The following is a 22,371-nucleotide window of genomic DNA, read 5'->3' on the forward strand; positions in this document are numbered from 1 at the left end:
GCCAGCATGAGCACCGACGCCACCTGGTTCGGCCATCCACGCGGGCTGACGATCCTGTTCCTGACCAATATGTGGGAACAGTTCTCGTACTACGGCATGCGCGCGCTGCTGGTCTACTTCATGACCAAGGAGCTGCTGCTGGCGCAGACCCAGGCCTCGTTCATCTACGGCGCCTATACGGCGGCCGCCTACTTCACGCCGATCCTGGGCGGGGTGCTGGCCGACCGCTGGCTCGGCAAGCGGCGCGCCATCATCATCGGCGCCTCGATCATGGCGGCCGGTCACTTCATGATGGCCTTCGACGCCTTTTTCTACCTGGCGCTGGCCACCATCGCCCTCGGCAACGGCCTGTTCCTGCCGTCGCTGCCGAGCCAGGTCGGCGACCTGTATGCGCGCAACGATGCGCGGCGCGGCTGGGCGTTCAACGTCTATTACGTCGGCATCAATATCGGCGGCTTCCTGGCGCCGCTGATCTGCGGCACGGTGGGCGAACTGTATGGCTGGCATTACGGCTTCGGCCTGGCCGGCATCGGCATGGTGCTGGGCCTCGTCATCTATGTCGCCGGACAGCGCTACCTGCCGCCCGACACCGGATCGGCGCAGCTGCCCGTGCACGACGGCGCACCGCGTTCACTGGGACGCGAGACGGTGCTGGTCCTGCTGGGCATCGGCTTCGCGGTGACGGTGTTCCGCGCCGCCTACGAGCAGGTCGGCAACACGGTCGCGCTGTGGGCCGACAGCGGCGTCGATCGCGCCATCGGCGACTTCGTCATCCCGATGACCTGGTTCCAGTCGCTCAATCCGCTGTTCGTGATGCTGCTCACGCCGCCGCTGCTGGCGTACTGGCACCGTCGCGCCCAGGCCGGCGTCGACCAGGCGCCGCTGCGGCGCATGGCCTGCGGCGCGCTGATCGTGGCCGGCGCCTACCTGCTGCTGGCGCTGGCCGGCTGGAACGCGGGCGGCGCGGAAGGTTCGGCGACAGGCTGGATCTGGCTGGTGCTGTTCTTCCTGGTGCTGACGATCGGCGAGCTGTTCATCCTGCCCACCGGCCTGGGGCTGTTCGCCCGGCTGGCGCCGCGCCACCTGGGCAGCACCACGGTCGCCGCCTGGTTCCTGGTCACCTTCGCCGGCAGCCTGTCGGCCGGCCTGGTGGGCGGCCTGTGGAGCCGCTTCGAACCCGGCGCCTTCTTCGCCCTGCTGGCGGCATTGGCGGCGCTCTCCGCCGGCCTGCTGTGGCGTCTCAACGGTCCGATGCAGCACGCGGACCGGCTGCATGCCGGCGGCATCGCCGCCGGCGCTTGATGTACCTGAAACGATAACGAAAAACAGGAGAGATACACATGGCATTTCCCACGCCAAGAAAAGCAGCAGGCAGCATCGTCCTGACCTCCATGGCGCTCGCGGTGTCCAGCGCCTGGGCCGCCGGACAGGAGCAACAACAGCAACAGCGCGAAGACGTCCAGCAGGTGGTCGTGACCGCCCAGAAGCGCGCGCAGACGATGGTCGACGTGCCGCAATCGATGTCGGTGGTCGGCGGCGACGCGCTGGAAAAACACCAGGCCACCGGCTTTGCCGACTACCTGAAACTGGTACCCAGCCTGCAGCTGGTGCAGAGCACCCCGGGCGAAGGCCGCCTGGTGCTGCGCGGCCTCGACACCGGCGGCGTGGCCTCCACCGTCGCCGTCTACCTCGATGAGACCCCGTTCGGCTCGAGCAGCGGCCTGGCCAACGGCGCGATCCTGGCCGGCGACTTCGACACCTTCGACCTGGCGCGGGTCGAGGTGCTGCGCGGCCCTCAGGGCGCGCTGTATGGCGCCAGCTCGCTCGGCGGCCTGGTGAAATTCGTGACCAATGCGCCGGACTTCGACGGCTTCGCCATGCGCGCCCGCATCGGCGCCGCGTCCGTCGACGGCGGCGGCGTCTCGTACCGGACGAACCTGGTGGTGAATACCCCGATCAGCGAGACGCTCGCCGCGCGCGCCTCGGTCTCGTACCAGAAGGAGCCCGGCTTCATCGATTCGATCGGCACCGCAGGCTCGGACGTGGCCAGGGACATCAACAAGGCCGAAAACTATGGCGGCCGTGCTTCGCTGCTGTACAAGCCGCACAAGGACTTCGACCTGCGCCTGACGGCGGTCGCCCAGAATATCGCCACCGATGCGCCCAGCATCGTGGAGAGCGATCCGGACTCGCTCGAGACCTTGTATGGCCGTCCGACCCAGTCGCAGTTCGTGCCGCAGATGCGCGACATCCACTACCGCGTCTTCAACGGCACCGCCAACTGGAACCTGGGCAGCGCCAGCCTGACCTCGTCGACCAGCTACAGCACCCAGAAACAATACGCACGCGAAGATCTGACGACCAATCTGAGCCAGTTTGTCGAAGACAACCTGGGCGTGCCCAATGAGCTGTACATGGGCATGGAACTCGAGGTCAAGAAGTTCACGCAAGAGCTGCGCCTCTCCTCCAACGGCGGCGGACGCGTCGACTGGCTGGCCGGCCTGTACTACACCGACGAGGAAGCCGACCTGGCCCAGCGCTATCACGCGCTGGTGCCGGGCACGATGACGCCGGCCACCGGCCTGCCGCTGCTGGCCGACGTCGGCCTGGGCTCGAACTACCGCGAGGTCGCCGCCTTCGCCAACACCACCATCCACCTGAACCCGGTGTACGACCTCGACATCGGCGGCCGCTACAGCCATAACAAGCAGGACGCGCACCAGTCCGGCGACGGGGCCCTCGCTGGCGGACCGGCCGACAACCGCGGCGAATCGTCGGAAGACGTGTTCACCTATGCCGTCTCGCTCAAGCGCAAGTTCAGCGAACGCACCGCCGTGTATGCGCGCGCGGCCAAGGGCTTCCGTCCCGGCGGCCCGAACGTGCTGCCGCCGGCCGCCCCGCCCGGCACGCCGACCAGCTACGAATCCGACAGCGTGATGAGCTACGAAGCAGGCCTTAAGACGCAGAGCGACGACGGCCGCTGGTCGCTCGACCTGTCGGCCTTCCGCATCAAGTGGAAGGACATCCAGCTGCTGGCGAACGTGAACGGCTTCGGCATCAACGCCAATGGCGCCGGTGCGACCGCCGACGGGGTCGAGATCACCGCCGGCTGGCGTCCGCTGCAGGGCCTGCGCCTGTCGGCCAACGGCGCCTGGAACAAGGCGCGCCTGGACGACGACACCGACCCATTGCTCGTCGGCGGCTACAAGGGCGACCGCCTGCCGTTCTCGCCGAAATACACGGCGTCGCTATTGGCCGACTACCGCTGGACCATCGGCGACACCACGCCGGCCTTTGCCGGCGCCTCGGTGCGGCGCATGGCGGGACAACACGCCAGCTTCGATCCCGACTACCGCCTGGCCAACGGCCGCCAGCGCGAAATCCCGTCCTATAACGTGGTCGACGCCTATGCCGGCCTCGAACTCGGCAACTGGACCGTCGAGGTGTTCGGCAAGAACCTGGGCAATAGCGACGGCAAGCTGTCGACGGCCGAGCTCATGCCGAACGGTATGTTCGCCTATCCGAACGGCGCGATGGGCACCGGCGTGATCGCGCCGCGCACCGTCGGCTTCACCCTGACCCGGGAGTATTGATGCCTTCAACACTGGATAACCGCGCCGTCGGCCGCTGCCTGCTGTTCCTCGGCGACGTCACCGAACCGGGCTTCGCCAAGACCGCCTTCGGCCTGCGCGACTGGGCCCGCGAGCGCTGCGTCGGCGAGCTGCGCCTGCCGCAAGCCACCGTCTCGGCCGGCCTCCCGCACCTGAGCTGTCAAGAAGCGGCGGCGCAAGGCGCGAGCGCGCTGGTGATCGGCGTGGCGGCGCCGGGCGGCGGCATCCCCGACGCCTGGGTGCCGGCCCTCGCCGCGGCGCTGGACGCCGGCCTGGACGTCGTCTCGGGCATGCACGTACGGCTCGACGCCCTGCCCGCCCTGCGCGAAGCCGCCGCGCGCAGCGGCCGGCGCCTGGTCGACGTGCGCACACCGCCGGCCGACATCCCGATCGCGACCGGCCTGCCGCGCAGCGGACGCCGCATCCTGACGGTGGGCACCGACTGCGCGCTGGGCAAGAAGTACACGGCGCTGGCGCTCAGCCGCGGCCTGGCCGCGCGCGGCGCCGACGTGAGCTTCCGCGCCACCGGCCAGACCGGCATCATGATCGCCGGCAGCGGCATGCCGATCGACGCCGTGGTCTCGGACTTCGTGGCCGGCGCCGCCGAGATCCTCAGCCCCGCCGCGGCGCCCGGCCACGTCGACGTGATCGAGGGCCAGGGCTCGCTGTTCCATCCGGCCTTCGCCGGCGTCTCGCTGGGACTGCTGCACGGCAGCCAGCCCGATATGTTCGTGGTCTGCCACGATCCGCGGCGCGACCACCTGCTCGGCTATCCTGCGTCGCCGCTGCCGTCGATCGAGACCGTGATCGAGCAGACCGTCGCGCTGGGCCGGGTGACCAATCCCGCGATCCGCTGCGTCGGGGTGGCCCTGAACACCGGCGGCATGGATGCATCGGCGGCCGAGGCCGAAATTGCTGCGTATGCCGCGCGCTTGCCGTATCCTGTCGCCGATCCGATGCGCGGCGGCCCCGCCTTCGAACGCCTGCTCGACGCCTGCCAGGAGACTTCATGAAGCACGTTTGCTCTGCACTGCTGTTCACACTCGCCTGCGCGCACGCGCTGGCGGCCCCGCCGGCCGACTTCGAAACCCGGGTCGAGCTGCTGCGCCAGCGCATTGGCGTGCCGGGCCTGGCGATCGCCATCGTCGAAGACGGCAAGACCACCCTGGCGCGCGGCTTCGGCGTGCGCCAGCTCGGTGCGCCGGCGGCGGTCGACGGCGACACCCTGTTCCCGACCGGCTCCACCGGCAAGGCGATCACGGTGGCGGCGCTGGCCACGCTGGTCGATGCCGGCAAAATCAAGTGGGACGACAAGGTAATCGAACACCTGCCGGGCTTCCAGATGCATGACCCGTGGGTGACGCGCGAAATCACGATCCGCGACCTGCTGACCCACCGCAGCGGCCTTGGCTACGGCGCCGGCGACCTGCTGTTCGTCCCGCGCAGCAAGCTGTCGCGCGCCGAGACCGTGCACCGCGTGCGGTTCCTGGAACCGGCGACCAGCTTTCGCAGCACCTATGCCTATTCGAACCTGATGTACGTGGTGGCCGGCCAGCTGATCGAGCAGGTCAGCGGCAAGACCTGGGAAGAGTACACCCGCGAGCACGTCCTGCGTCCGGCCGGCATGACGGTGTCGACCACCCACAACGAAGACAATTTCGCGACCGCGAATCGCGCCTATCCGCATGCCCGGATAGGTGGGATGAAAAGCGGCGGCCTGCGCGGCGCCGGCGACCAGGTGCGGCTCGACGAGCGCGACGACCTGGGACGCAACGCGGCCCCAGCCGGCGGCATCGCCAGCAGCGCCAACGACCTGGCGCACTGGCTGCACACGCTGCTCGGCGCCGGCGTGGCGCAGGACGGCAAGCGCGTCTTCAACGCCGCGACCCACGCGCAGATGTGGACGCCATCGATGCCGATGCCCACCGGCCCCATGCCGCCCGAGCTGAAGCTGATCGAATCGAAGCTGTCGAGTTATGGCCTGGGCTGGGACCTGATGGACTACCGCGGCGCGCGCATGATCTGGCACGGCGGCGCGGTGTTCGGCTTCGGCACCGCCGTGGTGCTGCTGCCCGAGCAGAACGTGGGCTTCGCCATCGCCATCAACAGCGAAGATGGAGAACTGGTGCGCGGCCTGATGTACGAGCTGGCCGACCACTACCTGGGTAAACCACAGGCCGACTGGCCGGCGACCTTCCAGGCCTACAAGGCGAAAAAGGTCAAGCAGGGGCTCGAGCTCCTGAAAACCAAGCAAGCCAGGCCGGTGAAATCGACGCCGTCGCTGCCTCCCGCGAGCCTGGTGGGCGCCTATGCCGATCCCTGGTACGGCAAGCTCGCGATTACGCAAGAGAAGAATGGCCTGCGGGTCGACTTCACCTCGACCCAGCGCATGGCGGGCCGGCTCGAGCACTGGCAGTACGATACCTGGATCACGCGCTTCGACGATCATGCGCTGGAACCGGCCTACCTCAGCTTCGCCTTCGACAAGGACGGCAAGGTGCAGGGCATCAAGCTCGCGCCGGTGTCGCCGATCGCCGATTTCAGCTGGGATTACGCAGACCTGAACTTCACCCCGATCAAGACGACCGAATGAAAAAGACCACGACTGCCAGCCTCGCCCTCGTCTCCCTGTTCGCGCTCGCCGGCTGCGCCGCTCCCGGCGGCGCACCGGTGGATGAAGCGCACCGTCGCCTGCTCACGCTCGACGCCCACCTCGACACGCCGGTGCACTTCGGCCGCGCAGGCTGGGACTTCGGCGAGCGCCACGATCCCGCCGTCGAAGTGGCCCAGGTCGACCTGGGGCGCATGGTCGAAGGCAGCCTCGATGGCGGCTTCTTCGCCATCTTCACCGACCAGGGGCCGTTGACGCCCGAGGGCTATGCGGCGGCGCGCGAGCATGCGCTGGTGCGTTCGCAACTGATCGACACGACGCTGGCGCGCCACGCCGACCGCATCGGCGTCGCCACGACGGCTGCCGAGGCACGTCGCCTCGACGCCGCCGGCAAGCTGGTGGCGTTCAAGAGCATCGAGAACAGCTATCCGCTGGGCGACGGCGCGGCGGCGATGGCGGCGTTGGCGGACTTCCAGCGCCAGGGCGTGCGCCTGGTCGGCATCGTCCACGGCAAGAACAACCAGTTCGCCGATTCGTCGACCGACAAGCCCACCTGGAACGGCCTGTCGCCGCTGGGGCTCGACTGGGTGCGAGAAATGAACCGGCTGGGCATGGTGATCGACGCCAGCCATGCCTCGGACGCCACGGTCGACCAGATGCTGGCCCTGTCCGCTACTCCGCTGCTGCTGTCGCACTCGAACTCGCGCACCAGCTACGACCACCCGCGCAATATCGACGACGCCCGCATCCGGAGAATCGCGGCCGGCGGCGGCGCGATCTGCGCCTCCACCATCTACTTGAGCGAACTGAAAATGGGCCCGCAACGCGCGGCGCTGTTCGACCGGCTCGAACACATCGGCACGCTGGCGCCGCTTGACCAGGCCGCGTTGAGCCGCGAGTGGCTGGCGCTCGATGCAGTGGAACCGTTGTGGCAGACCAGCTTCGAACAGTACATCGCCTCGCTCAAGCACCTGATCGCGGTGGCCGGCATCGACCACGTGTGCATGGGCGCCGATTTCGACGGCGGCGGCGGCCTGGCAGGACTGGACAACGTGGCGCACCTGCCGCGCATTACCGAGCGCCTGAAGGCCGACGGGATGTCGGACGCTGACCTGGCGAAGCTTTGGAGCGGCAACCTTCTGCGGGTACTGGAGGCGGCGGAAAAAGGCGCTTCGCTGTAAGCAATTGTCGAAAATTTGTTAAAAATTGATTTGAGCCATATATATGATGGCGATATAAATCTATACCGAAATTATATTGATTATAAAATAACTCTAATATGTAAGTGATATTGGTTCGTAACATCCATACATTATTTCGTTTCCCGTTCGCAACATCGAGAGCATAAACCGCAATTATGGGTTTCCTCTGCTGAGCTACAACGTGTACTTTTGACCGGATTAGATAACGCTCCCCTAACGTTACATCCTGCGATTTGACAAGTCACAAGGCTCTTTCGTCCTCGGAACTGGAAACCATGAAAATCAAAGATCTGAATATCGGCGTTCGCCTCGGCGGCGCCTTCGCCGTCATCCTCGCCATGATGGTCGTCATGCTGGGTACCGCCCTCTGGCAGCTGAACCATATCACCAACGCCAAGGAAGCGATGGCGTCGGCCACCGAGAAGGCCAAGCTGGCCCAGGAAATGCGTGCCGGCATCATCACCAACGCCGTCAGCACGGTGGCGAAGATCCGGGCCATCGACCCGGCCGACGAGCAGTCCTACGAAGAAGGCATGAAGGTGATCAGCAAGCGCGCCGGCGAGCTGCAAAAAATCTTCGAAGAAGTGATCGTCAGCGCCGACGGCAAGGTGCTGCTGTCGGCGCTGGTCGAACAGCGCGCCAAGTATAGCGCGGTGCGCAACCAGGCCTACAAGATGAAGACCGAACTCGGGGCCGGCAATCCCGAGCTGCTGGCTTTCCTCGACACCAAGGTCATGCCCGAGATGCGCGCCTATACCGAGGCCGCCGGCAAGCTGGCCGACTTCCAGGAAAAGCTGGCCCTTGACGCCAATGCGAGCATCGACGCCATCAGCGCCTCGGTGCAGCGCAGCCTGACCGTGATCGGCGTCGCCGCGGTCGCCATCGGCGCCCTGTTCGGCTGGCTGCTCACCCGCAGCATCACCCACCCGCTGGCGCGCGCCGTCGGCCTGGCCCAGCAAGTGGCGTCGGGCGACCTGACCGCCGACATCCACGTCGATTCGCGCGACGAACTCGGCACCCTGACGGCCGCGCTCAAGACCATGAACGAAAGCCTGCTCAAGACCGTCACCGCGGTGCGCGCCGGCACCGAGACCATCGTCACCGCATCGCAGGAAATCGCCTCGGGCAACCTCGACCTGTCGTCGCGCACCGAGCAGCAGGCCAGCTCGCTGGAAGAAACCGCCTCGTCGATGGAAGAACTGACCGGCACCGTGCGCCAGAACGCCGACAATGCGCGCCAGGCCAACGTCCTGGCCAAGAACGCGTCGCAGATCGCCTCGCACGGCGGCGAAGTGGTGTCGCAGGTGGTGTCGACCATGGCCTCGATCAACGAGTCGTCGAAGAAGATCGGCGACATCATCGCCGTCATCGACGGCATCGCCTTCCAGACCAATATCCTGGCGCTCAACGCCGCCGTCGAGGCGGCGCGCGCCGGCGAGCAGGGCCGCGGCTTCGCGGTGGTGGCGAGCGAGGTGCGCAACCTGGCGCAACGCTCGGCCGGCGCGGCCAAGGAGATTCGCGGCCTGATCACCGACTCGGTGGCCAAGGTCGACGCCGGCGGCCGCCTGGTCGACGAAGCCGGTTCGACCATGCAGGAGATCGTGGACGGCATCACGCGCGTGACCGACATCATGTCCGAGATCGCCTCGGCCAGCGCCGAGCAGACCGTCGGCATCGAGCAGGTCAACGAAGCCATCACCCAGATGGACAGCGTGACCCAGCAGAATGCCGCGCTGGTGGAAGAAGCGGCCGCCGCGGCCGGCTCGCTGCAGGAACAGGCGGCAGCGCTGGCGCAGATCGTGAGCGTGTTCAAGGTCGGCGACGAGAATGCGGTCCGCAGCGCCCGCCGCGCGCCAGCGCCAGGCGGCCACGCGCTGGTCGTGCGCACGCCGGCCCCGCGCCGTGTCGAGCGCACCATGCAAGAGGACGTCGAAGAAGACGCGATCGCCTGATCCGTCCGGACTGTCGCACCTGCTGCGGCGACCCACCATCCGTGTGGTCGCCGCGCAAACAAACGATATCAATCGCTCACCACCTCATATCGTTCCGCTATTTTTCTGTCCCCTGTCAGCAACAAGCATGGAAATTTGTGGACTCCCGGTAGTCCACGCCTCGCGATCCATGCTTATCCTTGATGTAGAGCAATGAAATCTCACGAAATGTCACATCCGTGACTTCGCGTGGGATGACCGGCCACCTCGACATTCGAACAGGAGACAACAATGAAAATCAGCGACCTCAAGATTGGAATCCGGCTCGGCGGCGCATTCGCCGCCGTCCTCGCCCTCGTGGCCGTCATGCTCGTCAGCGCACTGTGGCAACTCAACCGCATCGCCGAGGCCAAGACCGTGATGGCGGACGCCGCGCTCAGCGTCAACCTTGCCCAGCAGTGGCTGCGTGGCATCGAGGGCAACGCCGTGCGCACCCGCGCCAAGGCCGCCAGCGCCGATCCGGCCGAGGAGGCGCACTACGATACCGAAATGAAGAAGACCAGCGCCGGCGTGAGCGCCACCCAGAAGCGGCTCGAGGCGATGGTCGATACCGAGCAGGGCAAGGCGCTGATGGACGCCGTCGCCAGCCAGCGCAGCCGCTACACCGGCTTGCGCGACGAGGGTTTCAAGCGCAAGGCGGCGCTGGGCGCCGGGCATCCCGAAGTCCAGTCCTTCTTCCGCGACCAGGTGATGCCCGAAGTCGACAAATACGTCGCGTCGGTCCAGGCGGTGGTCGCCTTTGAGGAGTCGCTGTCGGCCGAGGCGCAGGCCAATATCGACGCACTCAATGCCTCGGCCAGGCAAGTCCTGACGGCGCTCGGCGTGAGCGCGCTCGCGATCGGCGCCGTGTTCGGCTGGCTGCTCACCCGCAGCATCACGGTGCCGCTGGGCCATGCCGTGGGGCTGGCCCGGCAGGTCGCCGCGGGCGACCTGACCGCCCGCATCGACGTGGCCTCGCGCGATGAAGTCGGCCAGCTCCTCGCGGCCCTCAAGACCATGAACGACAGCCTGCTCAAGACCGTCACCGCGGTGCGCGCCGGCACCGAGACCATCGTCACGGCCTCGCAGCAGATCGCCACCGGCAACCTCGACCTGTCGTCGCGCACCGAGGAGCAGGCCAGCTCGCTGGAAGAAACGGCTTCGTCGATGGAAGAACTGACCGGCACCGTGCGCCAGAACGCGGACAATGCGCGCCAGGCCAACGTCCTGGCCAGGAATGCGTCGCAGATCGCCGCGCATGGCGGCGACGTCGTGTCGCAGGTGGTGTCGACCATGGCCTCGATCAACGAATCGTCGAAGAAGATCGGCGACATCATCGCCGTCATCGACGGCATCGCCTTCCAGACCAATATCCTGGCGCTCAACGCGGCCGTCGAGGCGGCGCGCGCCGGCGAGCAGGGCCGGGGCTTTGCGGTGGTGGCGAGCGAAGTGCGCAACCTGGCGCAGCGCTCGGCCGGCGCGGCCAGGGAAATCCGGGCCCTGATCACCGACTCGGTGGCCAAGGTCGATGCCGGCGGCCGCCTGGTCGACCAGGCCGGCACGACGATGCAGGAAATCGTCGAAGGCATTACGCGCGTGACCGACATCATGTCCGAGATCGCCTCGGCCAGCGCCGAGCAGACCATCGGCATCGAGCAGGTCAATGAAGCCATCGCCCAGATGGACAGCGTGACCCAGCAGAACGCCGCGCTGGTGGAAGAAGCGGCGGCCGCCGCCGCCTCGCTCGAGGACCAGGCGGCCACGCTGGCGCGCCTGGTGAGCGTGTTCAAGGTCGACGGCGCCCAGCGCCATGCTGCACGGAGTGCAGGTCCGGCGGCCGTGGGCCAAGCGCTGGCGGTACGCGGGTTATCTGGTCACATCAGGCCACGACCCCACCAAACGAAAGATAACGAAACCATCGAATCCGTTCTTAATTAATCCGGTTTATTACGTATTTAGCTAAATATCCTTTCGAAAGTTGATTGTAAACATAGAAAGAGATTGATTTAACGAACTCCGGTGATTAGTATTTACGCACCATCACTCACCGGAGACACCTTTGAAACACTTCGAAGCCTTCCTCAAAATGACGGCCCCGGCTGCCGCCTGCCTGCTGGTCTCGACGCAACTGGCGCATGCCGCCGTCATCACCGTTGCGCCGGGCCAGTCGATCCAGACCGCGGTCAATGCCGCCGTCGCCGGCGATACGGTACGTGTGCTGCCGGGTACCTACACGCAGAAAGTGCTCGTTTCAGGAAAGTCCGGTACTGCCGGCGCCCCCATCCTGATCAAGGCCGATCCAGGCGTCGTCCTGCGCGGCGGCAGCGGTGTGACACCTTCGGGTCGCCAGGGCCTGATCACGATCCGCAACTCGAATTACGTGCGCGTCGAGGGCTTCGAGGTCACCGCATTCACGACCGGCAGCGCGAGCGCGTCGCCGGTAGGCATCCTGGTCGAAGGGAACGGGAGCAACCTGCAGATCGTCAATAACAAAATTCACGGCATCAAGCACACGAGCACCTGCACGGAGGACGATGGGGAAGCATGCTGGGTCGGCGCCCATGGCCTGGCCGTGTTCGGCACCAATGCCACCGGCATCACCGACTTGCTCGTGCAAGGCAACGAGGTCTATCAGAACGTGCTGCAGTCCAGCGAGGCACTGGTACTCAACGGGAATATCGACCGTTTCGAAGTCCTGGATAACTACGTGCACGACAATAACAATATCGGACTCGATTTCATCGGCTTCGAGGGCGAGTGCGATTGCGGCGACAAGGACCGCGCGCGCAACGGCATCGTGAAGAACAACCGCGCGGTGAACAACTCGAGCAAGACCAATCCCTGGTATATGGGCGTGGGCTCGGCAGCCGGCTTCTACGTCGATGGCGGCCGCTACATCGTCTTCGACGGCAATACGTCGACCGGCAACGATCTCGGCTTCGAATTCGCCAGCGAACACGCCGGCAAGGCGACCGAGGACATCGTGATGTCGAATAACTTCGTCTACAAGAACCGTGAAGTGGGGCTGACGGTCGGCGGTTACGATGCGAGCGTCGGCGCAGCGCGCCGCATCCATGTGCACAATAACTCGTTCTACAAGAACAAGGGCTGGGGCACCGAGATCGTGTTCCAGCACAAGGTCATCGACTCGCGCTTCAGCAACAACGTCTTCTTCGGTACGGGCCCCGCGACGGGAAATTACGGGAATTACGGCAGCGGCCATAGCGGCAATGTGTGGGGCACCAACCTGTGGTGGGGCACGAACGCCAGCGGCGGCAGCCTGCCCGGCGTGCGCGTGCTTGCCGATCCACGCTTCATCGCGCCGGACAGCGGCAACCTGAACCTGCAGGCGACCTCGCCCGCCATCGATGTCGGCGCAACGAGCGTCGCATTGACGACCTGGACCTCGCCGCTGTGGAGCCGCTACTATGCTGGCGGCGCCATTGCCGTCAACGGCGTCACCGACATCAACGGGCAAGCCCGCATCGAAGGCACGATCGACCTCGGCGCCGACGAATACGGCTCCGCGCCAGCGGCGAAGAAGTAGCGGGTCCGGGGGCGGTCATCGCCGCTCCGCTGCCCCGGCTGTTTCGACGTCACGGCCAGGCCGGCTTCATTCTCGTTGCCAGCCAGCGCGCCGGCCCGCGGTGCAGGTTGGCGCGGTCGCCCGGCGCGCGCAGGAAATCCGCCAGCACCCGCTCGAACAGGGCCAGGCTGTCGCGGTAGCGCTGCTGCCGCATGGCGCCGGGTTTCTTGAGGAATTTGAGGACGAAATAATCGGCCAGCAGGTCGCCCTGGGCCTCCATATTGTAGTCGGCCAGGGTGGCGTCGTCGTACAGGGTGTAGCCGTAGGACAGGCCGATGCGAAAAGCCCCGCGCAGCCGCACCGGATAACCCAGCTGGTGCTGCCATACGTGCACCATCTCGTGCATGAACCAGTGGATGGCAGGCGGATCGCCGCGCGCGTAGTCGGGCAGGAAGCAGGAGCGGTGAAAATACATGCTGCCGTTCGGCGTCATCGCGCAGTTACGCGGCTGGAACGGCATATAGCGCCGGTTGTACACGCGTACCCGGCGGTAGTCGATGGCGTCGCCGAACAGCAGCGACGCCATCGCCGTCTCGCCCTCGCTAAGCGGGCGAAAACGGGAAGGATAGCGCGATCGCAGCATGCGATCCTTCTGCCATCAAGCCGCGCGCAGCGCCGCTGCGGCCTTGGCCAGCTCGGTGATGTGCGCCCAGTCGCCGGCCGCGATCGCGTCCTTCGGGGTCAGCCACGAGCCGCCCACGCAGGCCACGTTCTTGCAGGCCAGGAATTTCGGCGCGCTCTCGATCGAGATGCCGCCGGTCGGGCAGAAGGTCACGTCCGGCAGCGGGCCGCCGATGGCGTTGAGCATGCCGACGCCGCCCGCCGGCACCGCCGGGAACAGCTTCAGTTGCCGGAATCCCTGCTCGCGCGCCGCCATCACTTCGGACGGGGTCATCACGCCCGGCAGCAGCGGCAGGCCGCTCGACTTGGCCGCGTCGATCAGCGACTGGGTCAGGCCCGGCGAGACGCCGAACACGGCGCCGGCGTCGCGCGATGCGGCGAATTCTTCCGGCTGGGTGAGCGTGCCGACGCCGACGATGGCGCCTTCGACCTGGCTCATGGCGCGGATTGCGCCCAGGCCGTGCTCGGTACGCAGGGTCACTTCCAGCACGCGGATGCCGCCCGCCACCAGGGCCTTGGCCAAGGGCACGGCGTGGTCTGGGTCGTCGATGGCGATGACGGGGATGACGCTCGCCGAGCGCATGATCTCAAGTAGGGTCATTGGTTGGCTCATTGGTTGGCTCACTTGTTGGTCCTGAAAAGATGGTCTTCGTCGGAGCCGGGGATGATCTCGCCGGCGTCAATGCCGTCGTGCAGCGGCACGACGGTCTGTTTCGGCGACGGCAGCGGGAAGGTGGCGGCACCCTCCTCCGCCGCGCTGATCGAATTGCGGAACATGGAAAACAGTTCACGGCCCATGCCGATGTGGCTCGAGGTCAGGTCTGCAGTGGCCTGCTTGCGCTGCGCCCAGACGTCCGCCGGCACCAATGCTTCCATGATGCCGGTGTTGGCGTCGACACGGATCATGTCGCCGTCGCGCACCAGGCCCAGCGGGCCGCCGGCCAGGATCTCGGGCGACACGTGGATCGCCGCCGGCACCTTGCCGGACGCGCCCGACATGCGGCCGTCGGTGACCATCGCCACCTTGTAGCCGGCATCCTGCAGATTGGCCAGCGCCGGGGTCAGCGCGTGCAGTTCCGGCATGCCGTTGGCGCGCGGGCCCTGGAAGCGGACCACAGCCACGAAGTCGCGATTCAGCTTGCCGTCTTTATAGGCGTGCATGAAGTCTTCCTGCGAATCGAAGGTCAGCGCCGGAGCTTCCACCGCGTAGTGTTCTTTCTTGACCGCCGAGACTTTCATCACCGCGCGGCCCAGGTTGCCCTTCACCAGCACCATGCCGCCGTTGTTGTTGAACGGGTTGGTGGCCGGGCGCAGCACGTTCTCGTCGCCGCTCACTGCGGTGGCGTCGCGGAACACGACCTTGCCGTCTTCGCCCAGGAACGGCTCTTTACAGTGGTTGCGCAGGCCGCGGCCGAGGATGGTGTTGACGTCCTCGTGCGCCAGGCCGGCGTCGAGCAGCTCGCGGATCACGAAGCCCGGGCCGCCGGCGGCCTGGAAGTGATTGACGTCGGCATCGCCGTTCGGATAGATGCGGGTCAAGAGCGGCACCACTTTCGACATCTCGTCGAAATCGTTCCAGTCGATCACGATGCCGGCCGCGCGCGCGATCGCCACCAGGTGCAGCGTGTGGTTGGTCGAGCCGCCGGTGGCGTGCAGCGCGGCGATGGCGTTGACGATGCTTTTTTCGTCGACGATGCGGCCGATCGGCATGTAGTCGCCGCCCTGCTGCGAGATCGCGACCGCGCGGTGCGCCGCGGCGGCGGTGAGCGCATCGCGCAGCGGCGTGCCCGGCGTGATGAAGGCCGAACCCGGCAGGTGCAGGCCCATGACTTCCATCAGCATCTGGTTACTGTTGGCGGTGCCGTAGAAGGTACAGGTGCCGGCGCCGTGGTACGAAGCCGACTCGCCTTCGAGCAGTTCTTCGCGGCTGGCTTCGCCCTTGGCGTAGCGCTGGCGGATCGCGGCTTTCTCTTTATTGGAGATGCCGGTGGTCATCGGGCCGCCCGGCACGAAGATGCCCGGGATGTGGCCGAAGTGCAGCGCGCCGATGAGCAGGCCCGGCACGATCTTGTCGCAGATGCCCAGGTACAGGGCGGCGTCGAACATATTGTGCGACAGGCCGACCGCGGTCGCCATGGCGATGGTGTCGCGCGAGAACAGCGACAGCTCCATGCCTGGCTGTCCTTGCGTCACGCCATCGCACATGGCCGGCACGCCGCTGGCGAACTGGGCCACGGCGCCGACTTCGCGCACGGCTTCCTTGATCACTTTCGGGAAATACTCGAACGGCTGGTGCGCCGACAGCATGTCGTTATAGGAAGAAACGATGGCGACCGACGGGTCCTTGTGCTCGCGCAGCTTGAGCTTGTCGTTGGCCGGGAAGGCGGCGAAGCCGTGGGCCAGGTTGGTGCACGACAGGGCGCCGCGCTGGACGCCCTTGATGCGGGCCGCTTCGAGATGTTCGAGATAGGCTGCGCGCGAGCGCTTGCTGCGCTGGATGATGCGGTTGGTGACCTGTTCTACTACGGGGTGGAGCGCCATGTTCGTTCCTTCCTGAATTTAGTATCTGAAATTTTACTACAGATCGGTACGCTGCGCTCGTCTCCGACCTGCTTCTCTATGAGGAAGGGACAGTCGAGCGGTACCGGATGGTGGAGGAAAGCATCGGCCGAGTTGGGCGCGCGCCATTTTTTGTAGTGAATTTACGCGCAGATGCTTGTATTATTCGATAATCCATTATTGCCAACATTGTGCCACGCACCCCGACCCCATGCGCCAGCCTCCTTTGATCAGTACTGCCAGCTTCCAAGCCCTCGCCCAACACGCCGACGTCGCCAAGACGTGGCAGATGCGCGACCTGTTCGCCGAGGATCCCGACCGCTTCGAGCGTTTCTCCGACGAGGCCGCAGGCCTGTTCCTAGACTATTCAAAAAATCGCCTCGACGGGCGCACGCTTGAACTGCTCGTCGGGCTGGCGCGCGAGCGCGGCGTCGAGGCGCGCCGCGATGCGATGTTCGCCGGCGAAAAGATCAACAACACCGAGAACCGCGCGGTACTGCACACCGCCCTGCGCGCGCCGCGCGGCGCGACCTTGGTGGTCGACGGCCAGGAAGTCAATGCCGACATCCACGCCGTGCTCGACCGTGTAAAAACCTTCACCGACGCCGTGCGCAGCGGCGACTGGCTGGGCCATACCGGCAAGCCGATCACGGATATCGTGAACATCGGCATCGGCGGCTCCGACCTCGGCCCCAAGATGGTGGTGCTGGCCCTGCGCCACTACGCCCATCCGCGCCTTCGGATGCACTTCGTGTCGAACGTCGACGGCCACGACATGGATGCGGCGCTGGCCCAGGTCGATCCCGAGACCACGCTGTTCATCGTGGCTTCCAAGACTTTTACTACGGCGGAAACCATGATGAACGCGCAGACCGCGCGCGCCTGGTTCCTGCAGCATGCGCCGGAAGACGCATTGGCGAAGCACTTCGTCGCCGTATCCACGAACACTGAGGCGATCAAAACCTTCGGCATCGACCCGGCGAACATGTTCCCGTTCTGGGACTGGGTCGGCGGCCGCTATTCGGTGTGGTCGGCGATCGGCCTGCCGGTCGCGCTGGCCGTGGGCTTCGGCTACTTCAAGGACTTCCTGGCCGGCGCCCACGAGCTGGATGAACACTTCCGCAGCGCCCCGCTCGAGCAGAACCTGCCGACGCTGCTGGCCCTGATCGGCTTCTGGAACCGCCAGTTCCTCGACTGCGCGTCGGTGTCGATCGCGCCTTATCACCAGGACCTGAACCGCTTCCCGGCCTACCTGCAGCAGCTCGACATGGAAAGCAACGGCAAGCGCGTGACCCGCGACGGCCAGCCGGTCGACACGCCAACCTGCCCGGCGATCTGGGGCGAGTGCGGCACCAATGGCCAGCACGCCTATTTCCAGCTGCTGCACCAGGGCACCGACGTGACGCCGATGGACTTCATCGCCGCCCTGCGTCCGGCCCACGAGATGGACAACCACCACACCGCCCTGCTGGCCAACTGCTTCGCCCAGTCCGAAGCGTTCATGAAGGGCAAGACGGCGGACGAAGTGCGCGCCGACCTGCAGGCCCAGGGCCTGCCGGCGGAAGAAATCGAGCGCCTCACGCCGCACAAGACCTTCCCGGGCAACCGTCCGAGCAACACGATCCTGATGGAACGCCTGACGCCATCGACCCTGGGCGCCCTGATCGCGCTGTACGAGCACAAGACCTTCGTGCAGGGCGTGCTGTGGGATGTCAACAGTTTCGACCAGTGGGGCGTTGAGTTGGGTAAAGTGCTGGCGAAGAAGATCGAAGCCGAGCTGGCCGGAGAACCCGCGCCCGGCCAGCACGACAGTTCGACAAACGGCCTGATCGCCCGCGCCAAGGCTGCTTTCTGAAACCTTTACCATCACACTATGGCAACGGAAAAATTTGAAGTAGTACACGATGCGCCGATGCTGGTCGGCGAGTCCGCGATCTGGCACGAAGTCGAATCGGCGCTGTACTGGGTCGACATCGAGGGCTACACCGTCAACCGCCTGCACGCGGCGAGCGGCAAGTTCACCTCGTGGAAGATGGGGTCGAACCCGTCGGCGCTGGCGATCGACGACAACAACTTCCTGGTCGTGGCCACCCGCCACGGCCTGCTGCGCCTGAACACCACCGACGGTTCCGAAAAGCCGATCGCCGACGCGCCCTACGATCCCGCCAAGGTGCGCTTCAACGACGGCCGGGTCGACCCTGCTGGCCGGTTCTGGATCGGCACCATGTACGAACCGCGCGACCAGCCGGCCGCCGAGATGTACGTGCTGGACAAGGATCAGCTGCACCGCGCCTGGAGCGGCGACATGACCAACTCGAACGGCCTGGCCTGGAGCCTGGACGGTCGCACGATGTACCACGCCGACACCACCACGCACCGCATCGACTGCTACGACTTCGACCCGGCTACCGGTGAGCAGAGCAACCGCCGCACCATCGTGACCTTCCCGAGCGACAAGTCGGCCGCGGACTACGGCGGCCGTCCGGATGGCGCCACGATGGATTCCGAGGGCATGTACTGGGTGGCGATGTTCGAAGGCGCGCGCATCCTGCGCATCGCGCCGAACGGAGAAATCGTGCGCGAGATCAAGCTGCCGGTGAAGTGCCCGACCTCGGTCGCCTTCGGCGGGCCGGACCTGCGCACGCTGTACATCACCAGCGCCAGCCATGGCAGGTCGAAGGAAGAGCTGGAACAGTATCCGCTCAGCGGCAAGGTGCTGTGCCTCAAGATGGACGTGGCGGGACGCGAAGAGCCGGAATACCGCGCCTGACGCCGACGCGATTGGCGTGAGCCAGCGCACCGAAGAAGTCCGCCTCCGCAGTTATATTGCACTGCAACATAACTGCGGAGGTAGCCGTGTCGAAATCTACCCCAACCACCCGCTTGCTGCGCGACCTGACGCGCGCCGCCAGATCGCAACGCAAGCTGGTTGCCAAGCTGTTCGATATCTATAGCGCGACGCCGAGCGCGCGTTCGGTGGCCAGGCCACCAAGGCCGGCGCGACCTAAAGCGGCGGCGCCAGCGCAAGCGCGCCTGCCGGCCGCCTCGGGCCGATGGCTCGAGGGGCATCATCTACTCCCCTACTGGCTGTATCTTCCGCGACGCACACCCGAGCACGCCGCCCAAGCCGGCTGGCCGCTGGTCGTCATGCTGCACGGCTGCCATCAAACCGCGCCCGAATTCGCGCAAGGCACGCGCATGAACCGGCTTGCGCAGGCCAAGGGTTACGCGGTGCTGTACCCACAACAACCGGCGAGCGCCCATGCGCAGGGCTGCTGGCGCTGGTTCGACCGCGCCGCCCAGGAGGGCCGCGGCGAGACCGGCGTGCTGGCGGCGCTCATCGACCACGTGTGCGCCGGGCACCGCATCGACCGCCGCCGCATCTATGCCTGCGGCCTGTCGGCCGGCGCCGGCATGGCCGCCATGCTGGCACTGAACCATCCAGAACTGATCGCGGCGATCGGCATGCATTCCGGGCCCGTGTTCGGCGCATGTCACACGCAGCTCGGCGCCTTGCACGTGATGCACCGCGGCGCCGAGGCGCAGGCCGATGCAGCCATCCACACCCTGCTCGATCGCCACGCCCAGGGGTCGCCCGGGATACCGGCCCGGTCGCTGCCACCGATGCCGGCGCTGCTGATCCACGGCGAAGACGACCCGGTGGTCAATCACGTCAACCAGCAGCAGCTGGCGCGCCAGTGGCTGCGCCTGAATGGCATCCCTTTCGCCACGGCCAGCCGCGTCACCGTGAAACCGGCAGGACGCGGCGGCGCCAGCAATGCGCACGAGATCCACGATTTCACGGTGCGCCGTAAGGTCATGGTGCGCGTGGTGCGCATTGCCGGCCTGCGGCATGCATGGAGCGGCGGCGATCCGGCGCTCAGGTTCAATGCCAGGGCCAGGCCGGATGCGAGCCGCATGATGCTGGCGTTCTTCGGCGCGCACCGGCGCTGATACCGGACGCTTACTTCCCCCTTGCCATCTGGCTGAACACCCCGTCGCGCCTCACCCATGCATGGAACAGCGCCGCGCCAAGATGGGCGAGTATGGTGAAGAACAACACATAGGCCAGAACACCGTGCAGAGGACGCAGGAAGCCGTACATGACCGGACTATGCGGCAGGATCGGCGGCAGGTTGACACCAGCGAACAACTCGACCGGATAGGCGCCGGCCGACAACATGGCCCAGCCGATGATCGGCATCGCGAACATCAGCCCATACAGCAGCCAGTGCGACGCCTTGGCCGCCAATGCCTGGATGCGCGGCAGGTCCGCCGGCAATGGCGGCGGCGGATGGCGCAGCCGGTTCGCCAGGCGCAAGACCGCCAGCAAGAGGATCGCCAGCCCGAGCGGACGGTGCAGATCGAGGAGCAGATCGCGATAGCGCAGCGACACTACCATGGCCGCGCCGACGAACAGCATGGCGAGGATCGCGACCGCCATCGACCAGTGCAGCACGCGCGCCAGCAAGTTGAAATGGCGTTGACCGTTCATTGTGCACTCCCGTTGCCGGCATTGGCCTGGCCGCTGCTGATCTCTCGTTCGCGACGATTGAACGAGACCGAATAGACCGCCGAACGCGCATGCAGGACCGGATCATCCGTCGCCACGATCCCCTTCGGCAGGATCAGCGGATCGAAGTTCAGGTCGAAACACGGTCCGCCGGCCTGCGCTTCGGCGCGCACCAGCGTCAAGGTGCCGACCGTGGTCTCGGGTCGGGTATCGGGCCAGGCCTTCGAAGGATCGTCGACCGGATCGCCGGGCGCGGCAAACTGCATCACCATATCCCATTGCAGCGGCCCCGCTGCCAGGCGCCGGTCGAGATCCTCGGCCAGGAAGTCACGACCCGCGCTCTTGAGCCGTTCCGGGTCTGCCGCCACGAACGGCGCATGCGGTCGCATCGACCAGCGCACCACGCGCTCCCTGCCCTCGGCATCGACCAGGCGGAAGGCGTTGACGCCATTGAAGCGCGTGTTGGCCAGGCTGTCGGGGGTCGGCGCGCTCTTGGACCACTCCATGAATCTGGCGATCTCGGGATGTTTCGCCAGGACCGCCTTCATCTTTTCCGGGTCCGGCTTGCCGGTGGCCGGGTCTGGAAGGCGCGCGACGTTCATCGCCTGGAAGCCTTCCGGCGTGGACGACGCGAAGAACGGGAAGCTGTTCATCGCCATTCGCCACTCCTGCCCGTCATCCGTCCTGAGCTGCAGCGCCATACCCCGCACGGATGCCTTGTTGTCGGGTGCATGGGGGTCGTTGCCGGGATTGGAAAAACGCCCCAGTACCGGCGTCGATGGCTGCGAGAAAACGCGCGCCGTCGACAGCTTCGCCGCCGCCGGCGCCGGGACGAAGGCCCCGGCGACGCAGATGCCCTTGCTGTGGGCGCGCCGGAAACCCGGCTGCGGGGAACCGGATGCTTCGGCCGTGTCGGCCATGGCCTGGGGAGTCACGCCCTTGCCGCCAAACCAGCCTCCGGCCCAGGCAAACGCCAGCGCCAGGAGCGCGACAACCAGAAGAATCGGCAGTACCAGGAGTGGCGAGCCCCGGCGCGGATCGGGTGTGGACATCGGATTGCCTCGTCGTCAGTAGGTATCGGTGGAGCCGTGCCTTGGCACGCCGTTGTATTGTCGCATGATGAGCCAGGGTGACGCGGCGCGAAACGCGCGGCTTAATAAAATTGCTACAATTCAGGCATGAGAAAAAAAGTTCTGCTCGTTGACGATCAAGTGCTGGACGTCGCATTGACCAGGCAGGCGCTGCACGACTGCAAGATCGAGCATGAGATCATTGCCGCCTTCGATGGCTTCGAGGGGCTGACGCAACTCGCGTCGCAGCGCTTCGACGTGGTGATCCTCGACCTCAAGATGCCCAGGGTCGACGGCTTCGAAGTCCTGGCGCAGATGCGCCTGCAACCAGGCTTGTCGAACACGCCCGTGATCGTCGTGTCGAACTCGGGACTCGTGGACGACCGCGATCGCGCCGCAACCCTGGGAGCGGTCGAATACGTGCAAAAATCCCTGGACTACACGGAGTTCAGGCACCACATCAAGGACGCGCTAGGCCGGCACGGGTTCTGCTGACGTCAGCGCCGGACCTGTCAGAAATTCTGTGTGCGGGGCCAGAATTTCGTAGTTAATTAATCGCGTTCGTGAAGCGTTCGCCGAACATGATGGCGAACTGGTTGGCAGCAAGCTTCCAGGTACGCGGCGCCAT

The 22,371-nt window shown here is 66.0% G+C and carries 17 protein-coding genes; 12 read left to right on the top strand and 5 right to left on the bottom strand.

Annotation, left to right across the window (positions count from 1 at the left end; translation table 11 throughout):
- Positions 1–6 precede the first annotated feature (6 nt).
- The 8 genes from J3U95_RS18300 (at position 7) to J3U95_RS18335 (ending at position 12,941) form a co-directional block, all read left to right on the top strand.
- Entirely contained in the window at positions 7–1,302 is a 1,296-nt protein-coding gene (locus J3U95_RS18300; RefSeq protein WP_208280094.1) for a peptide MFS transporter, read from the top strand.
- A gap of 38 nt (positions 1,303–1,340) precedes the next feature.
- A complete protein-coding gene (locus J3U95_RS18305; RefSeq protein WP_208280095.1) occupies positions 1,341–3,593 on the top strand; it encodes a TonB-dependent receptor in 2,253 nt (750 codons plus the stop codon).
- Positions 3,593–4,624: an N-acetyltransferase DgcN family protein gene (locus tag J3U95_RS18310; protein ID WP_208280096.1), complete on the top strand. Its 1,032-nt coding sequence runs from the start codon at positions 3,593–3,595 to the stop codon at positions 4,622–4,624. The genes J3U95_RS18305 and J3U95_RS18310 overlap by 1 nt, the downstream gene beginning before the upstream one ends.
- The gene (locus tag J3U95_RS18315; protein ID WP_208280097.1) at positions 4,621–6,204 is read left to right on the top strand and encodes a serine hydrolase; all 1,584 of its coding nucleotides are present in this window, start codon (positions 4,621–4,623) and stop codon (positions 6,202–6,204) included. The genes J3U95_RS18310 and J3U95_RS18315 overlap by 4 nt, the downstream gene beginning before the upstream one ends.
- Complete coding sequence (locus J3U95_RS18320; protein ID WP_208280098.1) at positions 6,201–7,403, top strand: dipeptidase; 1,203 nt, start codon at positions 6,201–6,203, stop codon at positions 7,401–7,403. Before J3U95_RS18315 ends, J3U95_RS18320 begins: the two co-directional genes overlap by 4 nt.
- A 296-nt stretch (positions 7,404–7,699) precedes the next feature.
- The gene (locus tag J3U95_RS18325; RefSeq protein WP_208280099.1) at positions 7,700–9,376 is read left to right on the top strand and encodes a methyl-accepting chemotaxis protein; all 1,677 of its coding nucleotides are present in this window, start codon (positions 7,700–7,702) and stop codon (positions 9,374–9,376) included.
- A gap of 270 nt (positions 9,377–9,646) precedes the next feature.
- Complete coding sequence (locus J3U95_RS18330) at positions 9,647–11,332, top strand: methyl-accepting chemotaxis protein (RefSeq protein ID WP_208280100.1); 1,686 nt, start codon at positions 9,647–9,649, stop codon at positions 11,330–11,332.
- 121 nt (positions 11,333–11,453) lie between these two features.
- Positions 11,454–12,941 (top strand): hypothetical protein, encoded by a 1,488-nt coding sequence (locus J3U95_RS18335; protein ID WP_208280101.1) that lies wholly within the window; start codon positions 11,454–11,456, stop codon positions 12,939–12,941.
- Positions 12,942–12,990: 49 nt separating this feature from the next.
- On the opposite strand, the gene J3U95_RS18340 is transcribed toward J3U95_RS18335, so the two are convergent.
- From J3U95_RS18340 to edd, 3 genes are read right to left on the bottom strand one after another with little or no spacing between them, the layout of a single operon-like run.
- Entirely contained in the window at positions 12,991–13,563 is a 573-nt protein-coding gene (locus J3U95_RS18340) for a Rhs element Vgr protein (protein ID WP_208280102.1), read from the bottom strand.
- Between the two features lie 15 nt (positions 13,564–13,578).
- Complete coding sequence (gene eda, locus J3U95_RS18345) at positions 13,579–14,202, bottom strand: bifunctional 4-hydroxy-2-oxoglutarate aldolase/2-dehydro-3-deoxy-phosphogluconate aldolase (RefSeq protein ID WP_184240489.1); 624 nt, start codon at positions 14,200–14,202, stop codon at positions 13,579–13,581.
- Positions 14,203–14,222: 20 nt separating this feature from the next.
- Complete coding sequence (edd, locus tag J3U95_RS18350) at positions 14,223–16,142, bottom strand: phosphogluconate dehydratase (RefSeq protein ID WP_208280103.1); 1,920 nt, start codon at positions 16,140–16,142, stop codon at positions 14,223–14,225.
- A gap of 229 nt (positions 16,143–16,371) precedes the next feature.
- Between edd and pgi the strand changes: the two genes are divergently transcribed.
- From pgi to J3U95_RS18365, 3 genes are all read left to right on the top strand, one after another.
- Positions 16,372–18,015: a glucose-6-phosphate isomerase gene (gene pgi, locus J3U95_RS18355; RefSeq protein ID WP_208280104.1), complete on the top strand. Its 1,644-nt coding sequence runs from the start codon at positions 16,372–16,374 to the stop codon at positions 18,013–18,015.
- An 18-nt stretch (positions 18,016–18,033) separates the two neighbouring features.
- The gene (locus tag J3U95_RS18360) at positions 18,034–18,930 is read left to right on the top strand and encodes an SMP-30/gluconolactonase/LRE family protein (RefSeq protein ID WP_229519926.1); all 897 of its coding nucleotides are present in this window, start codon (positions 18,034–18,036) and stop codon (positions 18,928–18,930) included.
- 86 nt (positions 18,931–19,016) lie between these two features.
- Positions 19,017–20,114 (top strand): extracellular catalytic domain type 1 short-chain-length polyhydroxyalkanoate depolymerase, encoded by a 1,098-nt coding sequence (locus J3U95_RS18365; protein WP_208280105.1) that lies wholly within the window; start codon positions 19,017–19,019, stop codon positions 20,112–20,114.
- Positions 20,115–20,124: 10 nt separating this feature from the next.
- Here J3U95_RS18365 and J3U95_RS18370 read toward each other — a convergent pair whose 3' ends face one another.
- On the bottom strand, positions 20,125–20,655 hold the full coding sequence (locus J3U95_RS18370; protein ID WP_208280106.1) for a cytochrome b: 531 nt from the start codon (positions 20,653–20,655) through the stop codon (positions 20,125–20,127).
- Positions 20,652–21,725, bottom strand: coding sequence for a catalase family peroxidase (locus tag J3U95_RS18375; RefSeq protein WP_208280107.1), 1,074 nt, complete (start codon positions 21,723–21,725; stop codon positions 20,652–20,654). Before J3U95_RS18375 ends, J3U95_RS18370 begins: the two co-directional genes overlap by 4 nt.
- A gap of 126 nt (positions 21,726–21,851) precedes the next feature.
- On the opposite strand from J3U95_RS18375, the gene J3U95_RS18380 reads away from it, so the two are divergent.
- On the top strand, positions 21,852–22,238 hold the full coding sequence (locus J3U95_RS18380) for a response regulator (protein WP_208280108.1): 387 nt from the start codon (positions 21,852–21,854) through the stop codon (positions 22,236–22,238).
- Positions 22,239–22,371 lie beyond the last annotated feature (133 nt).

It is taken from the genome of Massilia oculi (assembly GCF_017582745.1).
In the GTDB taxonomy this organism is placed as follows: domain Bacteria; phylum Pseudomonadota; class Gammaproteobacteria; order Burkholderiales; family Burkholderiaceae_D; genus Telluria; species Telluria oculi_A.